Source organism: Streptomyces sp. NPDC021622 (assembly GCF_040640795.1).
In the GTDB taxonomy this organism is placed as follows: Bacteria; Actinomycetota; Actinomycetes; order Streptomycetales; family Streptomycetaceae; genus Streptomyces.
The window spans coordinates 942,733-958,748 of sequence record NZ_JBFACK010000001.1; the positions used below are offsets into that span (position 1 = coordinate 942,733).

Genomic DNA, 16,016 nt, shown 5'->3' on the forward strand with positions numbered 1-16,016 from the left:
CACGTGATCCGCGTCACGCGGGATCAGAACGCAGGATCAGAGAGGGCCCATGGATCAGCTGAATGTCCCCACCGCAGCCGCACCACGAGGAGACTCCGTGGCCACCGATGCACCGCCGCCTTCGAAGGGCGGCGCAGACCCCACTCCCCACGCCCCTTCCACGGAGGAGTTCATCCAGGAGCAGGAGAGCCAGGAGTTCGGTGAACTCCGCCGCGCGCACCGCTCGTTCGCGTTCCCGCTGACCATCGCGTTCATCGTCTGGTACCTGGCCTACGTGCTGCTGTCGAACTACGCGGGCGACTTCATGGGCACCAAGCTGTTCGGCAACATCAACGTCGCCCTGGTGCTCGGCCTCGCGCAGTTCCTGACCACGTTCCTCATCGCCTGGTGGTACTCCCACCACGCGGCCACCAAGCTCGACCCCAAGGCCGAGGCGATCAAGTCCCGTATGGAGGGCGGCGCATGAGCCCCGCGCTGAGCACCACAGTCCTGGCCGCGGGTGAGGCGAGCGAGCACCGGCCGCTGATCATCTCCCTGTTCGCGGTCTTTGTCGTCGCCACCCTGTTCATCACCGTCTGGGCGGGCCGCCAGACCAAGAGCGCCGCCGACTTCTACGCGGGCGGCCGCCAGTTCACCGGCTTCCAGAACGGCCTCGCGGTCTCCGGCGACTACATGTCGGCCGCGTCCTTCCTCGGCATCGCGGGTGCGATCGCCCTCTTCGGGTACGACGGCTTCCTCTACTCCATCGGCTTCCTGGTCGCCTGGCTGGTGGCTCTCCTCCTGGTCGCCGAACCGCTGCGCAACTCGGGGCGCTACACGATGGGCGACGTGCTCGCCTACCGGATGCGCCAGCGCCCGGTGCGCACGGCCGCGGGCACCTCCACGATCATCGTGTCGATCTTCTACCTGCTTGCGCAGATGGCGGGCGCGGGCGTGCTCGTCTCGCTGCTGCTCGGCATCACGTCCGACGCGGGCAAGGTCGGGATCGTCGCCCTCGTCGGCGTACTGATGATCGTGTACGTCACCATCGGCGGCATGAAGGGCACCACCTGGGTGCAGATGGTCAAGGCCGTCCTGCTCATCGCGGGCACGCTGCTGCTGACCTTCCTGGTGCTGCTCAAGTTCAACTTCAACGTCTCCGACCTGCTCGGCACCGCCGCATCCAACAGCGGCCAGGGCACCAAGTTCCTCGAACCGGGCCTGAAGTACGGCGCGACGTCCACATCGAAGCTGGACTTCATCTCGCTCGGCATCGCCCTGGTCCTGGGCACCGCAGGCCTGCCGCACATCCTGATCCGCTTCTACACGGTGCCGACGTCCAAGGCCGCGCGTAAGTCCGTGAACTGGGCGATCGGCATCATCGGCTCCTTCTACCTGATGACGATCGCGCTCGGCTTCGGCGCCGCCGCGCTCATCAAGCCGGCCGAGATCATCGAGTCCAACCCGGCGGGCAATACGGCGGCACCGCTGCTCGCGCTCCATCTGGGCGGCGTCGATTCGTCGTGGGGCGCGATCCTGCTCGCCACGATCTCGGCGGTCGCCTTCGCCACCATCCTCGCGGTGGTCGCGGGCCTGACCCTGGCCTCGTCCTCGTCGTTCGCGCACGACATCTACGCCAACGTCATCAAGAAGGGCAAGGCGTCGGAGAAGGAGGAGATGAAGGCGGCCCGCTGGGCGACGGTCTTCATCGGCATCGTCTCCATTGCGCTCGGCGCGCTCGCCCGCGACCTGAACGTGGCCGGTCTGGTCGCGCTCGCCTTCGCGGTCGCCGCCTCCGCCAACCTGCCGACGATCCTCTACAGCCTCTTCTGGAAGAAGTTCACCACCCAGGGCGCGCTCTGGTCGATCTACGGCGGTCTCTTCACGGCGGTCTTCCTGGTCCTCTTCTCGCCGGTCGTCTCCGGCAACCCGAAGACCTCGATGTTCAAGGGCGTCGACTTCCACTGGTTCCCGCTGGAGAACCCGGGCCTCATCTCGATCCCGGTCGGCTTCCTGCTCGGCTGGCTCGGCACGAAGCTGTCGAAGGAGGAGCCCGACAAGGGCAAGTACGCGGAGCTTGAGGTACGGTCCCTGACCGGCACCGGAGCCCACTGATTCCGGCTCATTCCGCCTGAACACGCACGTCAGCGGCCGCGTCGTAGATCGCTTGGTAGATCCCTACGACGCGGCCGCGCCGCTCCTCGTGGGATCGGGCCCGCTTCGATGTCGGTCCCGTCACGTAGGCTCGTGACTATCTGAACCGGACTGGCTGAACAGGATCAGGGAGGGGGCCCACGTGCTCATCGACACCTACGGCCGAGTGGCCACCGATCTGCGGGTTTCGCTGACCGACAAGTGCAATCTGCGATGCACGTACTGCATGCCCGAAGAGGGCCTGCAGTGGCTGTCCAAGTCCGAGCTCCTCAGCGACGACGAGATCGTCCGCCTCATCCGCATCGCCGTGACGCAGCTCGGCATCAAGGAGATCCGCTTCACCGGTGGCGAGCCCCTGCTGCGCCCCGGCCTGGTCGGCATCGTCGAGCGCTGCGCCCAGCTGGAGCCGCGCACCAAGATGTCCCTGACGACGAACGGCATCGGCCTCAAGCGCACCGCCGCCGCCCTCAAGGCCGCGGGCCTCGACCGGGTGAACGTCTCCCTTGACACCCTGCGCCCCGACGTCTTCAAGACCCTCACCCGCCGCGACCGGCACAAGGACGTCCTCGAAGGCCTCCAGGCCGCGCGCGACGCGGGCCTCACCCCGGTCAAGGTCAACACGGTCCTGATGCCGGGTCTGAACGACGACGAGGCCCCGGACCTGCTCGCCTGGGCCGTCGAGAACGAGTACGAACTGCGCTTCATCGAGCAGATGCCGCTCGACGCCCAGCACGGCTGGAAGCGCGACGGCATGATCACCGCGGGTGACATCCTGCAGTCGCTGCGTACGCGCTTCGAGCTCACCGAAGAGGGCTCCGGCGAGCGCGGCTCGGCCCCCGCCGAGCGCTGGATCGTGGACGGCGGCCCCCATCGCGTCGGCGTCATCGCCTCCGTCACCCGCCCCTTCTGCTCGGCCTGCGACCGCACGCGGCTCACGGCCGACGGCCAGGTCCGCACCTGCCTGTTCGCCACCGAGGAGACGGACCTGCGGGCGGCCCTGCGCTCCGACGACGAGGACGGCTCGGACGAGAACATCGCCCGCATATGGAAGCTCGCCATGTGGGGCAAGAAGGCGGGTTCGGGCCTCGACGACCCGACGTTCCTGCAGCCCGACCGCCCGATGTCGGCGATCGGCGGCTAGGCGGCCGCAGCCGCCGCTAGCCCTCCCGCGCTTCCCACTCGGCCAGCGCGACGACGTCCTTCAACATGCCGCGTACGCCCAGGAATTGAGAGAGGTGCTCGCGGTGCTCGTCACACGCGAGCCAGGTCTTGCGACGCTCCGGCGTGTGGATCTTCGGGTTGTTCCAGGCGAGCACCCAGACCGCGTCGGCGCGGCAGCCCTTGGCGGAACAGATCGGTGTTTCGTCGCTCACAGGTAACGTCCAAGTGCGTTCAAAACAAGGCGACGCCGAGCAGCCACGGGGGGAGCTGCCCGGCGTCGGTCTGTCGCTCCGACGGGGGATGCGGAGCGCGTACGAAGTATGTCACGGGGGACCCGGTGCCTGGCACCGGAACTACATGATTGATCTGAGCTTTTCTTGAGCTTGGCGCAACGTCGACGGTCAGTTCTGGTGGCCGGAAGGCGCGTCGGGCTCACCGGACTTGGGGCCCGCGCCGGCTTCCGGGAAGGGTTCCGCGGACTCGGTCCTTGCGGCCGGCGGAGCGATCATCGGCCGTGACGGCGCCGGTACGAAGGTCGACGGCAGCGAGGGCGCGCTCTCCCGGCCGGCGTTGGCGATCACGACGGAGACGTACGGGAGGAGTATCCCGAGCACCAGAGCAACGAGAGCGACATGCCGCTCGACGTTCCACAGGACGGCGGCGGCAATGACCGAAAGAGTACGGATCGACATCGAGATCATGTAGCGCCGCTGCCTGCCGCGGACGTCCTCCTCGAGGCCCTGCCGGGCTCCGGTGATCCGGAAGACCTGGGCACTGCTCTGCTTCCGCATCACATTCCACCGCCTGCTCACAAGACGCCGGACTCTCCCCGGCCCGGACCCGCTCCACGTTACGCCGGGGCTGCGCAGCCTACGAGACCGGGGCCCGTCCCATCTCGGCGTACTTCCTCCGTCATGCCACGTATGGGGGTGCCCGACATGCGCCGTATGGCGGACAGGTCGACACTGACCGTAACGCTCATGTTGAGCCGTATGAGGAGGCAGCTATGGGCTGGTTGTGGGCCATCATCGTGGGGTTCGTGCTGGGGCTGATCGCCAAGGCGATCCTCCCCGGCAAACAGCACAGCCCGCTCTGGCTGACCACGATCTTCGGCATCATCGGCGCGATCATCGGCAACTCGCTCGCCGCGGGCTTCGGTATCGACGAGACCAGAGGCATCGACTGGGGGCGGCACGCCCTGCAGCTGGGGGCCGCGCTGGTCGTCGTGGGCCTCGGTGACATGGCGTACAAGATGGTCAAGGGCAACAAACAGGCGGCGTAGGCGCCCTGCCGCGCCGTCGGTTCCCTCCCTCGCCGCATGCCGAAGGGGCCGGTCCACGCGGACCGGCCCCTTCGGCATACGTACGGTTCAGCGGGTCAGCCGGCCGTGACCTCGACCGCTGCCAGGTTCTTCTTGCCCCGGCGAAGCACCAGCCAGCGACCGTGCAGGAGCTCGTCGCGGGACGGCACGGCGTCCTCGGCGGCGACCTTCACGTTGTTCACGTAGGCACCGCCCTCCTTGACCGTGCGCCGGGCCGCGGACTTGCTGGCCACCAGGCCGACCTCCGCGAAGAGGTCCACCACCGGGCCGAGCTCGGCGACCTCGACGCGCGGCAGCTCCGAGAGCGCGGCGCCCAGCGTCGCCTCGTCCAGCTCGCCCAGGTCGCCCTGGCCGAAGAGCGCCTTGGACGCGGCGATGACCGCGGCGCACTGGTCCGCGCCGTGCACCAGCGCCGTCAGCTCCTCGGCGAGCGCGCGCTGCGCGGCGCGCGCCTGCGGACGCTCCTCGGTCTGCTTCTCGATCTCCTCGAGCTCCTCGCGGGGCTTGAAGGACAGGATCCGCATGTACGTCGAGATGTCCCGGTCGTCCACGTTCAGCCAGAACTGGTAGAACGCGTACGGCGTCGTCATCTCCGGGTCGAGCCAGACGGCGCCGCCCTCGGTCTTGCCGAACTTGGTGCCGTCCGCCTTGACCATCAGCGGCGTGCCCATGGCGTGCACCGTGGCGTCCGGCTCCAGGCGGTGGATCAGGTCGATGCCCGCCGTGAGGTTGCCCCACTGGTCGCTGCCGCCGGTCTGCAGCGTGCAGCCGTACCGCCGGTAGAGCTCCAGGAAGTCCATGCCCTGCAGGAGCTGGTAGCTGAACTCCGTGTAGGAGATGCCCTCCTGGGACTCCAGGCGACGGGCGACCGATTCCTTGGTGAGCATCTTGTTCACCCGGAAGTGCTTGCCGATGTCGCGCAGGAACTCGATGGCGGAGAGGCCCGCCGTCCAGTCCAGGTTGTTGACCATCGTCGCGGCGTTCTCGCCGTCGAAGGACAGGAACGGCTCGATCTGGGTGCGCAGCCTGCCCACCCAGTTCGCGACCGTCTCGGGGTCGTTCAGGGTGCGCTCGGCGGTCGGCCGGGGGTCACCGATCTGCCCCGTCGCGCCGCCGACCAGGGCGAGCGGACGGTGCCCCGCCTGCTGGAGCCGGCGCAGGGTGAGGACCTGCACGAGGTGGCCCACGTGCAGGCTCGCCGCGGTCGGGTCGAAGCCGCAATAGAACGTGACGGGACCGTCCGCGAGCGACTTGCGCAGTGCATCTTCGTCAGTGGACAGGGAGAAAAGGCCCCGCCACTTCAGCTCGTCGACGATGTCCGTCACGGTCCTGTGTCTCCTTGAAAGGTTCGAATGGGTACGCGTCACTCTTACGCGTCAGTCTATGGGCGTCACACGCCCTGGCTGACCGAGCTCATGTTGAAGTCGGGGATGCGCAGGGCGGGCATCGCAGCCCTAGTGAACCAGTCGCCCCACTCCCTGGGCAGCGTCTTTTCCGTGCGCCCGGCCTCGGCGGCCCGCGACAACAGGTCCACAGGAGACTCGTTGAACCGGAAGTTGTTCACCTCGCCCACGACCTCGCCGTTCTCGACGAGATAGACGCCGTCCCGGGTGAGCCCGGTGAGGAGCAGCGTCGCCGGGTCGACCTCGCGGATGTACCAGAGGCAGGTGAGCAGCAGGCCCCGCTCGGTGCCCGCGACCATCTCCTGAAGGGAGCGGTCGGAGCCGCCGTCGAGGACGAGGTTGTCGATGGCCGGGGCGACCGGAAGCCCGGTCAGGGCCGCGCTGTGCCGGGTGCTCGTCAGATGCGTCAGCTCGCCCGCGCGCACCCAGTCGGTGGAGGCCAGCGGAAGCCCGTTGTCGAAGACCGACGAGTCGCCGCCGGACGCGTGCGCGAGCACGAACGGGGCGGACTCCAGGCCCGGCTCGTTCGGGTCGCTGCGCAGGGTCAGCGGCAGCTCGGCAAGACGGTCGCCGACGCGGGTGCCGCCGCCCGGCTTGGAGAACACCGTGCGGCCCTCGGCCGCGTCCCGGGCCGATGCCGACCACAGCTGGTAGATCAGCAGGTCGGCGACGGCGGTCGGCGGAAGCAGCGTCTCGTACCGGCCAGCCGGCAGATCGATGTGCCGCTGGGCCCACCCCAGGCGCTGCGCGAGCTCCGCGTCGAGCGCCGCAGGATCGACGTCCTTGAAGTCCCGGGTGGCCCGCCCGGCCCACGCCGACTTCGTCCGGTCCGGGCTCTTGGCGTTGAGCTCAAGGGTCCCGTTGGGCTGGTCGTGCCGCAGCCTCAGCCCCGTCGACGTACCGAGATAACTCGATACGAGCTCGTGGTTCGCGAAGCCGTACAGCTCGCGCCCGCCCGCGCGGGCCCGTGCGAAGGCCTCGCCGAGCGCGGGGGCGAAGTCGGCGAAGACCGCGGACGAGGTCTCGGCGGGGGCGTCCCTGAAGTCCGCGGACTCCTCGCCACCGGTGACCAGCGGCTGCGCGTCCTCGGCGGGCCCGGCCCCGCGCGCGGCATGCTCGGCTGCGCGCACCAGCGGCTCCAGATCGTCCGCGGTCACGGCCGAGCGCGAGACGACTCCCGACGCGGTGCCTTCCTTGCCGTCGACGGTTGCGATGACGGTGAGGGTGCGGCCGCGGGTGACGCCGTTGGTGGTCAGGGCGTTGCCCGCCCAGCGCAGATTCGCCGTCGACCCCTCGTCGGCGATCACGACGCAGCCGTCGGCGGTGGACAGTTCGAGGGCGCGCTCGACGATCTCGTGCGGCTTGGTGCTGCGACTCGACGAGCTCATCGCCCCGCCTCCTGGGTGGTGTTGAGGATGTTCACGCCCCGGAACAGGGCGGACGGGCAGCCGTGCGAGACCGCGGCGACCTGTCCCGGCTGGGCCTTGCCGCAGTTGAACGCGCCCCCGAGTACATAGGTCTGCGGACCGCCGACCGCCGCCATCGAACCCCAGAAGTCGGTGGTCGTCGCCTGGTACGCGACATTGCGCAACTGGCCGGTGATACGGCCGTTTTCGATGCGATAGAAGCGTTGCCCGGTGAACTGGAAGTTATACCTTTGCATGTCAATTGACCATGAACGGTCACCAACGACGTAAATGCCCCGGTCGACGCCCGCGATCAGGTCCTCGGTCGAGAGCCCGCCCGGATCCGGCTGCAGCGACACGTTCGCCATCCGCTGCACCGGCACATGCCCGGGGGAGTCCGCGTAGGCGCAGCCGTTGGAGCGCTCGAAGCCGGTGAGCTTCGCGATGCGGCGGTCCAGCTGGTAGCCGACCAGCGTGCCGTCCTTCACCAGGTCCCAGGACTGGGCGGCCACGCCCTCGTCGTCGTACCCGATGGTGGCCAGGCCGTGCTCGGCGGTCCTGTCGCCCGTCACGTTCATCAGCGACGAGCCGTAGGCGAGCTTGCCGAGCTGGTCGAAGGTAGCGAAGGAGGTGCCCGCGTACGCCGCCTCGTAGCCGAGCGCGCGGTCGAGCTCGGTGGCGTGGCCAATGGACTCGTGGATCGTCAGCCAGAGGTTCGACGGGTCGACGATCAGGTCGTACGAGCCCGCCTGCACGCTCGGCGCCCGCATCTTCTCGGCGAGATGTTCCGGGATGCGCGCCAGCTCCGCGTCCCAGTCCCAGCCGGTCCCGGTCAGGTACTCCCAGCCGCGGCCGACCGGCGGCGCGATCGTCCGCATCGAGTCGAACTCGCCGCTCGTCTCGTCGACCGCGACCGCGGTGAGCTGCGGGTGCAGGCGCACCCGCTGCTGCGTGGTCACCGTCCCCGCCGTGTCCGCGTAGAACTTGTTCTCGTGCACCGTGAGCAGCGAGGCGTCGACGTGCGAGACCCCGTCGGCGGCGAGCAGCCGGGAGCTCCACTCGGCCAGCAGCCCGCTCTTCTCCTCGTCCGGCACGGAGAAGGGGTCGATCTCGTACGAGGAGATCCAGGTCTTGTCCGCGTGCACGGGCTCACCCGCGAGCTCGACGCGCTCGTCGGAGCCGGCCGCCTTGATCACCTGGGCCGACAGCTTCGCCATCGCCACGGCCTGGGACGCGACCTTCGCAGCCGCGTCCATCGTCAGATCGACGCCCGATGCGAACCCCCAGGTCCCGCCGTGCACCACACGGACCGCGTAGCCGAGGTCCGTGGTGTCCGATGAGCCGGACGGCTTGGCGTCCCGCAGCCGCCAGGACGCGCTGCGCACCCGCTCCAGGCGGAAGTCCGCGTGGTCGGCCCCCAGCGCCCGCGCGCGGGCCAGCGCGGCGTCCGCGAGGGCCCGCAGCGGCAGCGCCGTGAAGGCTGCATCGATGGAATGAGGCACGGAATGTCTCCCTGCTGTCGGCACCGGTCAGGTCCGATCATGTCGCGCGTGTGGGCCCGTGGGCCACAGTTTTCTGTAGGGACCCGACAGCGAGTCCCCTACGCCACTGTCGGTCGCCGATTCTCCGTAATGAGCACCGTACCGATAGGTTTTCGAGGTACCAGACAGCTATCGAAAGGGTGATCCGTTGAGCCGCTCGGTTCTCGTCACCGGAGGAAACCGGGGCATCGGCCTCGCCATCGCCCGCGCCTTCGCCGACGCCGGTGACAAGGTCGCGATCACCTGCCGCTCGGGTGAGCCGCCCCAGGCACTCGCGGAGCTCGGTGTCCTCGCCGTCAAGTGCGACATCACCGACGCGGAGCAGGTGGAGCAGGCCTACAAGGAGATCGAGGAGAAGCACGGTCCGGTGGAGGTCCTGGTCGCCAACGCCGGGATCACCAAGGACCAGCTCCTCATGCGCATGTCCGAGGAGGACTTCACGTCCGTACTCGACACCAACCTCACCGGCACCTTCCGTGTCGTGAAGCGCGCCAACCGCGGCATGCTGCGCGCCAAGAAGGGCCGTGTCGTCCTGATCTCCTCGGTCGTCGGCCTGATGGGCGGCCCCGGGCAGGCGAACTACGCCGCCTCGAAGGCCGGTCTGGTCGGCTTCGCGCGCTCGCTCGCCCGTGAGCTCGGGTCGCGCAATCTCACTTTCAACGTCGTTGCGCCCGGGTTTGTCGACACCGACATGACCAAGGCGCTGACGGACGAGCAGCGCGCGAGCATCATGGCGCAGGTACCGCTCAACCGTTACGCGCAGCCCGAGGAAGTAGCCGCCGCGGTGAAGTTCCTCGCCTCGGACGACGCCTCGTACATCACTGGAGCCGTCATCCCCGTTGACGGCGGATTGGGCATGGGTCACTGATCACCATGAGCGGAATTCTCGACGGCAAGAAGATCCTGATCACGGGCGTGCTGATGGAGTCCTCCATCGCGTTCCACGCGGCCAAGGTCGCGCAGGAGCAGGGCGCCGAGGTCATCCTCACCGCCTTCCCGCGCCCCACGCTCACCGAGCGCATCGCCAAGAAGCTGCCCAAGCCGGCCAAGGTCATCGAGCTCGACGTGACCAACCAGGAGCACCTGGACCGCCTGGAGGGCGTCGTCCGCGAGGAGCTCGGCAGCCTGGACGGAGTCGTCCACTCCATCGGCTTCGCACCGCAGGACGCGCTCGGCGGCAACTTCCTGAACACGCCCTTCGAGTCCGTCTCGACGGCCATGCACGTCTCGGCGTTCTCCCTGAAGTCGCTGGCCATGGCCTGCCGCCCGCTGATGAACGACGGCGCCTCGATCGTCGGCCTCACCTTCGACGCGCAGTTCGCCTGGCCGCAGTACGACTGGATGGGCCCGGCCAAGGCCGCCCTCGAGGCCACCTCGCGCTACCTCGGGCGTGACCTCGGCAAGGACAACATCCGCTGCAACCTCATCTCGGCGGGCCCGATCGGCTCGATGGCCGCGAAGTCCATTCCGGGCTTCGGCGAGCTGGCCGAGGTGTGGAACACCCGTTCCCCGCTGGCGTGGGACATGGCCGACCCGGAGCCCGCGGGCCGCGGCATCGTCGCGCTGCTCTCGGACTTCTTCCCGAAGACCACGGGCGAGATCATCCACGTCGACGGCGGCGTGCACATGATGGGTGCCTGACCTTCTGATCAGGTCTTTCGTACGTTCTCGACGCCCCGTTTCCCGCTTTGTGCGGGGAGCGGGGCGTCACCCGTTCGGCCCACCGGCCGGGCGGCGGCCGGGCACAGCGGCGCACCCTGAAGTGTGCGCCCGTCACCTCTTGCGGTGCTCGCCGCTCTCACCCTGCTGATCGCCCTGCCGTACGGCGCCGCGTCGCATGCCGTCGGAGAGGCGAAGCACCCCCACGCGCGCGTGCAGGCGGTCGAGCCCCGGCCGTTCGGCGCGGAGTGCCGCACCAGCGTCGACGGTTCGGACGCCGTCGCGTACTGCCACAACCCGTACCCCGAGACCGACCGGATCCGGCTGCACGTGGAGTGCGACCGGTGGTGGGACATCGACAGCGACGGCGTCCTGGTCGAGGCGGGGCCCGCCATGACAGTGCGGCTCACCGGCCGGTGCTGGAAGGAGATCCGGTCGGTCTGGGTCAGCCACCAGAGGTGAGGGCCGGGGGCAGGGTCAGGCGGGGTCGCGGGGGGTGTTCAACCGCTCCGGGCGGCACATGAACGGATAGCCGGCGGCCTCCTTCGCTGCGGCCTCCTCGTCGTGCTCGCGGATCGCCTCGACGAGCCGGGCGTGGTCCATGTGGCTCTCGGGGGTCAGCTCCTTGCCGACGTCCTCGCGCAGCCAGTCCCGCAGGACTTCGCCCAGGTCCGCGTACATCGCCATCATCACGTCGTTGTGGGACGCGGCCACGACGGCCAGGTGGAAGGTCGCGTCGGCCGTCACGAACGCCTCCGCGTCGCCGGATGCCCAGGCCTGCTCGCGGCGCTCAAGGAGGGCGTCGAGCTGCTTGAGGTCGCGCTCCGTGCGCCGCTGCGCGGCCAGCCTCGCCGCGCTCGACTCCAGGGTGCTGCGCAGCTCCGCGATGTGCCGGGGCTCCGCGTCGGCGAACCTGCGCTGCATGACGCCGGCGAGCTCGCTCGTCGCGACCACGTAGGTGCCCGAGCCCTGCCGGATGTCGAGGAGGCCGTTGTGCGCGAGGGCGCGGACGGCCTCCCGGACGGTGTTGCGGGCCACGCCAAGCTGCTCGACCAGTTCGGGCTCGGTGGGGATGCGGGAGCCCACCGGCCACTCTCCGGAGGAGATCTGATTGCGCAGCTCGGCGATGACCTGCTCGGAGAGCGCTGAGCGGCGAGGGGTGGTCAGCGGCATGACGTTCCTTCGTACGCGGGATGGCGAGTGGCCCGGGGGCCGAGGTTACGGGCGGTGTGTGAGCCAGAGATTACGGGTGCTGTGACGGAATCGGATTGGACAGCCAATCATCCCATGATTCTATGATGGCTCCATGGCCAGTGAGGAAACCAGGACGATGACGTCTGCGCAGACGCGGACGCAGGCACCGATACGCACCGACGCGAAGGACGCGATGGACGGGGCGGCGGGCGGCGCGACGGCGAAACAGCCCGCCACGCGCGCGTGGGCGACGCGTCTCGTCGTCGTCGGCATCGTCCTCGCGGCGCTCAACCTCCGCCCGGCCATCACCAGCCTCGGCTCCCTCCTGGAAGAGGTGCGCGACGGGCTCGGCATGAGCGGCACGCTCGCCGGCCTGCTCACCTCCGTCCCGCCGCTCTGCTTCGCGATCTTCGGCGTGATGGCCCCGCGCCTGGCCCGCCGCTTCGGCCCCGGTGCGGTGGTGTGCGCGGGCATGGTCGCGATCGCGTCCGGCCTCGCGATCCGCCCCTTCCTGGGCGGCACGGCCGGCTTCCTCGCCGCGACCGCGCTCGCCCTCATGGGCATCGCGGTCAGCAACGTCCTGATGCCGGTGATCGTCAAGCGCTGGTTCCCCGAGAAGGTCGGCTCGATGACCGGCCTGTACTCGATGGCGCTCGCACTCGGTACGTCGATGGCGGCCGCCGTCACGGTGCCCATGACCGATGCGCTGGGCGGCAGTTGGCGGACCGGGCTCGCCGTGTGGGCGGTGCTCGCGGCCGTCGCCGTCGTGCCGTGGGTGCTGCTCGTGCGCGACAGGGGGGCGGGCGCCGGCGCCTCGGCCTTCGCTTCCGCTTCGGCCGCTGCCTCCGCCGAGCACGTCTCGGCCGCCGTGCAGCGCGAGGACGCCGGTCTGCGCATCACCCGGAGCCGTACGGCTTGGGCGCTCGCCTGCTTCTTCGGACTCCAGGCCACCGCCGCGTACATCACGATGGGCTGGATGCCGCAGATCTTCCGTGACGCGGGCGTTCCGGCCGGGGAGGCGGGCGTGCTGCTCGCCGTCACCATGGCGATGGGCGTGCCGCTGGCCTTCGTCATCCCCCGGGTCGCAACCCGGCTGCCCAACCAGGGCCCCGTGGTGATGGTCCTCGGCGCGTGCGGTCTCGCCGGGTACGCGGGTCTCTACCTCGCACCGGCGGGCGGCGCATGGGTCTGGGCGCTGCTGCTCGGCGTGTCCAACTGCTCCTTCCCGCTGGCCCTGACCATGGTCGGGATGCGGGCCAAGAGCAGCGTGGGCGTCGCCAAGCTCTCCGCCTTCGCCCAGAGCACGGGCTATCTGATCTCCATCCCGGGCCCGCTCCTGGTGGGCGTCCTCTACCAGCACAGCGGCGGCTGGGAGCTGCCGATCGTGCTCATGGCCGCCCTGATGGTGCCCCAGATCGTGGTGGGCATCCTGGCGGGCCGCAACCGCACGGTCGAGGACGAGGTCGCCGCGGCGGCCTGATCAGGAGGGGGCGGTGCGGCCCCGCCGGACAAAGGGTGCGAGACTCGTCGTATGCCAGTGCTTGACCCGAACCCCCAGAACAGCCAGAAGAAACTGCTCATCGTGCTCGGCGCGATGCTGGCCATCACCGTGATCATCGGGATCGTCGCCTCCGTCGCCTCGCCGTGAACTGCCCCCGGCGGGGCGGATGGTGGGGCTAGCCCCACCATCCCCTAGGGGGTCAGTGTCAGGGTCAAGTGGGTGGATCACCGGATGTGCTGAGGGTTGCCGAGTCCGTAGTTTCGAGATGTGGCCGCGAAGACGCGGCACGGAGCACTCGAAGACCACGGAGGCGGCATGTCGGCCCGCTCGCACACCCGGCGCGAACTGGGAGCCCCCAAGGACTCAGCGAGCGTGGAGATCCAGCTTCCCTGGTGGGCCATCGCCCTCCCGGCCATCGCCTTCGCGGCACTGCTCCTGCTGATACTGAACCCGGCCGACGCGCACGCGGCGAGCGGCGACCCGGTGGTCACCCATCTGCTCGAGCGCGTCCGGGAGACGTTCTTCGGCGCGACGTCGTGACCCGCCCCCGGCAGGCCCCGTCACCCGTGCCGGGGGAGCGCGTCAACTCCCTGCGCCCGGCCGCGCGTTTCATGCGAAGCTGGGATGCATGAGCGTCGCAGAACCCCGCAGGATTGTCCTTTTCCGGCATGCGAAGGCCGATTGGCCGCAGGTGTCCGACCACGACCGGCCGCTCGCGGAGCGAGGCCGCAAGGATGCCCCCGTCGCCGGGCGCAAGCTCGCCGACAGCGGCATCCCGTTCGATCTGGCCCTCTGCTCGACCGCGGTCAGGACCCGCGAGACATGGAAGCTCGCCGTCCACGAGCTGCCCCACAGGCCCAAGACGGTCTACGAGGACCGGCTGTACGAGGCCTCTCCGGGCGAGCTGATCGCCGTGCTGAACGAAACCCCGGACGACGTGCAGAACGTCGTCCTGATCGGCCACAACCCCGGCGTCCAGGGCCTCGCCGACATCCTCGCCGGGGATGCCGAGGGCGACGCACAGGTGCGGATGAACCGCCGCGGCTTCCCGACGTCGGCCTTCGCCGTCCTGACGTACACCGGCTCGTGGAAGGCCCTGGAGCCGGGGGTCGGCACGCTCGTCGACTACTGGGCGCCTTCCGAGTGACCCTCACTCTCCGTACGAAGAAGGGCCCGGTACCGCAGCGGTACGGGGCCCTTCGTCCTACGTGAGGTGCGGGCGCCGTCAGTCGGCGTGCGTGTCCGCCGCCTCCACCTCTTCGCGGGTGACGCCGAGGAGATAGAGCACGGTGTCGAGGAAGGGGACGTTCACCGCGGTGTGCGCGGCCTCGCGGACGACGGGCTTGGCGTTGAAGGCGACGCCGAGACCGGCCGCGTTCAGCATGTCGAGATCGTTGGCGCCGTCGCCGATCGCGACGGTCTGCTCCAGCGGGACCCCGGCCTCGGTGGCGAAGCGGCGCAGGAGCCGGGCCTTGCCCGCGCGGTCCACGATCTCCCCGGTCACCTTGCCGGTGAGCTTGCCGTCGACGATCTCCAGGGTGTTGGCCTGCGCGAAGTCGAGGCCGAGACGTTCCTTCAGATCATCCGTGACTTGGGTGAACCCGCCCGATACGACGCCCACTTGGTAGCCGAGGCGCTTCAGCGTACGGATGAGGGTACGGGCGCCGGGGGTGAGGCGGACCTCGGTGCGGACCTTGTCGACGACCGAGGCGTCGAGCCCGGCGAGCAGCTCCACGCGGGCGTGCAGCGACTGCTCGAAGTCCAGCTCTCCGGCCATCGCGGCGGCCGTCACCTCGGCGACCTTGTCCTCGCAGCCCGCGTGCGCCGCGAAGAGCTCGATGACCTCGTCCTGGATGAGGGTCGAGTCGACGTCCATCACGATGAGCCGCTGGGCGCGGCGGTGCAGGCCCGCGGCCACGACGGCGACGTCCACGCCGAGCTTCGCCGCCGCCAGGGCGAGGGCGGTGCGCAGCGGTTCGGTCTCCGTGCCGGACACGGCGAACTCCACTGCGGTGACCGGGTACTTGGCGAGCCGGAAGATGCGGTCGATGTTGCCGCCGGTCGCGGTGATGCTGGCGGCGATCTCGGCGGTCGACTCCGCCGTGAGGGGGTGCCCGAGCACCGTCACGTGGGAACGGCCGAGGCCGCGCGGGCGGTTGTCGCCGATGCCCGAGATGATCTCGGCCTGCATCTTCAGGGAGTCGGCCCAGCTGTGCACGGTGGACCGCAGGTCGCCTTCCAGGCGGGGCGGCGGCGCGGTCACGAGCGCGCACAGCACTATGCGGCCGCGGGTGACGACCTGCTCGATGTCGACGACGTCGACGGAGTAGGCGGCGAGGGTGTCGAAGAGGCCGGCGGTGATGCCTGGGCGGTCCTTGCCGAAGATCTTGACGAGGAGCGTCGGGGTGTCGGCGGGGGAGGTCTCTTGGGGCTGCGAAGCGCTCATGGTGTTCCCACCGTATCCGCAGGCCGCGCCCGACCGCGGGGGTGGTCCGAGTGACGGACGTTCCGGCTGCGGGTGGGCGGGGATTCCTGTCCCGCCGCTTCGCGACGGATCTTTCCCGCCCACCCACCCGATTACCCTGCGGCGCGGGGTGGACGGGTCATCGCCCCAGGTGGGCGAGTGTTCCGCCCGTCCCCGTCGTGCGCGGGCGTTCCGCCCGTCCCCGTTGTGGGCGGGGATTTCGCCCGTCCCCG

Annotated in this window: 18 protein-coding genes; 11 read left to right on the plus strand and 7 right to left on the minus strand. The window is 69.6% G+C overall.

Annotated features, from left to right (window positions below; genetic code table 11):
- Positions 1–97: 97 nt before the first annotated feature.
- The 3 genes from AB0G47_RS04275 (at position 98) to moaA (ending at position 3,274) form a co-directional block, all read left to right on the plus strand.
- Positions 98–466, plus strand: coding sequence for a DUF485 domain-containing protein (locus tag AB0G47_RS04275; RefSeq protein WP_360763810.1), 369 nt, complete (start codon positions 98–100; stop codon positions 464–466).
- Positions 463–2,094 carry a cation acetate symporter gene (locus AB0G47_RS04280; RefSeq protein WP_360763812.1) on the plus strand — a complete coding sequence of 544 codons (1,632 nt, stop codon included), beginning with the start codon at positions 463–465 and terminating at the stop codon, positions 2,092–2,094. Before AB0G47_RS04275 ends, AB0G47_RS04280 begins: the two co-directional genes overlap by 4 nt.
- A gap of 181 nt (positions 2,095–2,275) precedes the next feature.
- Positions 2,276–3,274, plus strand: a complete 999-nt coding sequence (moaA, locus tag AB0G47_RS04285) for a GTP 3',8-cyclase MoaA (protein WP_360763814.1) — start codon at positions 2,276–2,278, stop codon at positions 3,272–3,274.
- Between the two features lie 16 nt (positions 3,275–3,290).
- On the opposite strand, the gene AB0G47_RS04290 is transcribed toward moaA, so the two are convergent.
- Both AB0G47_RS04290 and AB0G47_RS04295 read right to left on the minus strand, forming a co-directional pair.
- Positions 3,291–3,506: a hypothetical protein gene (locus tag AB0G47_RS04290; RefSeq protein WP_360763816.1), complete on the minus strand. Its 216-nt coding sequence runs from the start codon at positions 3,504–3,506 to the stop codon at positions 3,291–3,293.
- A 189-nt stretch (positions 3,507–3,695) separates the two neighbouring features.
- Positions 3,696–4,085, minus strand: coding sequence for a DUF3099 domain-containing protein (locus AB0G47_RS04295; RefSeq protein WP_360763818.1), 390 nt, complete (start codon positions 4,083–4,085; stop codon positions 3,696–3,698).
- A gap of 215 nt (positions 4,086–4,300) precedes the next feature.
- Here AB0G47_RS04295 and AB0G47_RS04300 point away from each other — a divergent pair, with 215 nt between their 5' ends.
- The gene (locus tag AB0G47_RS04300; protein WP_360763819.1) at positions 4,301–4,576 is read left to right on the plus strand and encodes a GlsB/YeaQ/YmgE family stress response membrane protein; all 276 of its coding nucleotides are present in this window, start codon (positions 4,301–4,303) and stop codon (positions 4,574–4,576) included.
- Positions 4,577–4,671: 95 nt separating this feature from the next.
- Here AB0G47_RS04300 and tyrS read toward each other — a convergent pair whose 3' ends face one another.
- The 3 genes from tyrS to AB0G47_RS04315 all read right to left on the minus strand — a co-directional run bounded on the left by tyrS (position 4,672) and on the right by AB0G47_RS04315 (position 8,926).
- Positions 4,672–5,940, minus strand: a complete 1,269-nt coding sequence (tyrS, locus tag AB0G47_RS04305) for a tyrosine--tRNA ligase (protein ID WP_360763821.1) — start codon at positions 5,938–5,940, stop codon at positions 4,672–4,674.
- 65 nt (positions 5,941–6,005) lie between these two features.
- Positions 6,006–7,406 carry a TldD/PmbA family protein gene (locus AB0G47_RS04310; RefSeq protein WP_360763823.1) on the minus strand — a complete coding sequence of 467 codons (1,401 nt, stop codon included), beginning with the start codon at positions 7,404–7,406 and terminating at the stop codon, positions 6,006–6,008.
- Positions 7,403–8,926, minus strand: coding sequence for a TldD/PmbA family protein (locus AB0G47_RS04315; protein ID WP_360763825.1), 1,524 nt, complete (start codon positions 8,924–8,926; stop codon positions 7,403–7,405). Before AB0G47_RS04315 ends, AB0G47_RS04310 begins: the two co-directional genes overlap by 4 nt.
- Positions 8,927–9,113: 187 nt before the next feature.
- Between AB0G47_RS04315 and fabG the strand changes: the two genes are divergently transcribed.
- From fabG to AB0G47_RS04330, 3 genes are all read left to right on the plus strand, one after another.
- On the plus strand, positions 9,114–9,833 hold the full coding sequence (gene fabG / locus AB0G47_RS04320) for a 3-oxoacyl-[acyl-carrier-protein] reductase (RefSeq protein ID WP_360763827.1): 720 nt from the start codon (positions 9,114–9,116) through the stop codon (positions 9,831–9,833).
- Positions 9,834–9,838: 5 nt separating this feature from the next.
- The gene (gene fabI / locus AB0G47_RS04325; RefSeq protein ID WP_266868541.1) at positions 9,839–10,606 is read left to right on the plus strand and encodes an enoyl-ACP reductase FabI; all 768 of its coding nucleotides are present in this window, start codon (positions 9,839–9,841) and stop codon (positions 10,604–10,606) included.
- 144 nt (positions 10,607–10,750) lie between these two features.
- Positions 10,751–11,086 (plus strand): hypothetical protein, encoded by a 336-nt coding sequence (locus AB0G47_RS04330; protein ID WP_360763828.1) that lies wholly within the window; start codon positions 10,751–10,753, stop codon positions 11,084–11,086.
- Between the two features lie 15 nt (positions 11,087–11,101).
- Here AB0G47_RS04330 and AB0G47_RS04335 read toward each other — a convergent pair whose 3' ends face one another.
- A complete protein-coding gene (locus tag AB0G47_RS04335) occupies positions 11,102–11,797 on the minus strand; it encodes a FadR/GntR family transcriptional regulator (RefSeq protein WP_266868545.1) in 696 nt (231 codons plus the stop codon).
- A 133-nt stretch (positions 11,798–11,930) separates the two neighbouring features.
- Between AB0G47_RS04335 and AB0G47_RS04340 the strand changes: the two genes are divergently transcribed.
- From AB0G47_RS04340 to AB0G47_RS04355, 4 genes are all read left to right on the plus strand, one after another.
- Entirely contained in the window at positions 11,931–13,298 is a 1,368-nt protein-coding gene (locus AB0G47_RS04340) for an MFS transporter (protein ID WP_360763830.1), read from the plus strand.
- Positions 13,299–13,349: 51 nt separating this feature from the next.
- The gene (locus AB0G47_RS04345) at positions 13,350–13,466 is read left to right on the plus strand and encodes an SGM_5486 family transporter-associated protein (protein ID WP_360763832.1); all 117 of its coding nucleotides are present in this window, start codon (positions 13,350–13,352) and stop codon (positions 13,464–13,466) included.
- A gap of 168 nt (positions 13,467–13,634) precedes the next feature.
- Complete coding sequence (locus AB0G47_RS04350) at positions 13,635–13,859, plus strand: hypothetical protein (RefSeq protein ID WP_360763978.1); 225 nt, start codon at positions 13,635–13,637, stop codon at positions 13,857–13,859.
- An 88-nt stretch (positions 13,860–13,947) separates the two neighbouring features.
- On the plus strand, positions 13,948–14,466 hold the full coding sequence (locus AB0G47_RS04355) for a histidine phosphatase family protein (protein ID WP_360763834.1): 519 nt from the start codon (positions 13,948–13,950) through the stop codon (positions 14,464–14,466).
- Between the two features lie 78 nt (positions 14,467–14,544).
- Here the strand turns inward: AB0G47_RS04355 and serB are convergent, their stop codons facing one another.
- Complete coding sequence (serB, locus tag AB0G47_RS04360) at positions 14,545–15,765, minus strand: phosphoserine phosphatase SerB (RefSeq protein WP_360763835.1); 1,221 nt, start codon at positions 15,763–15,765, stop codon at positions 14,545–14,547.
- Positions 15,766–16,016 lie beyond the last annotated feature (251 nt).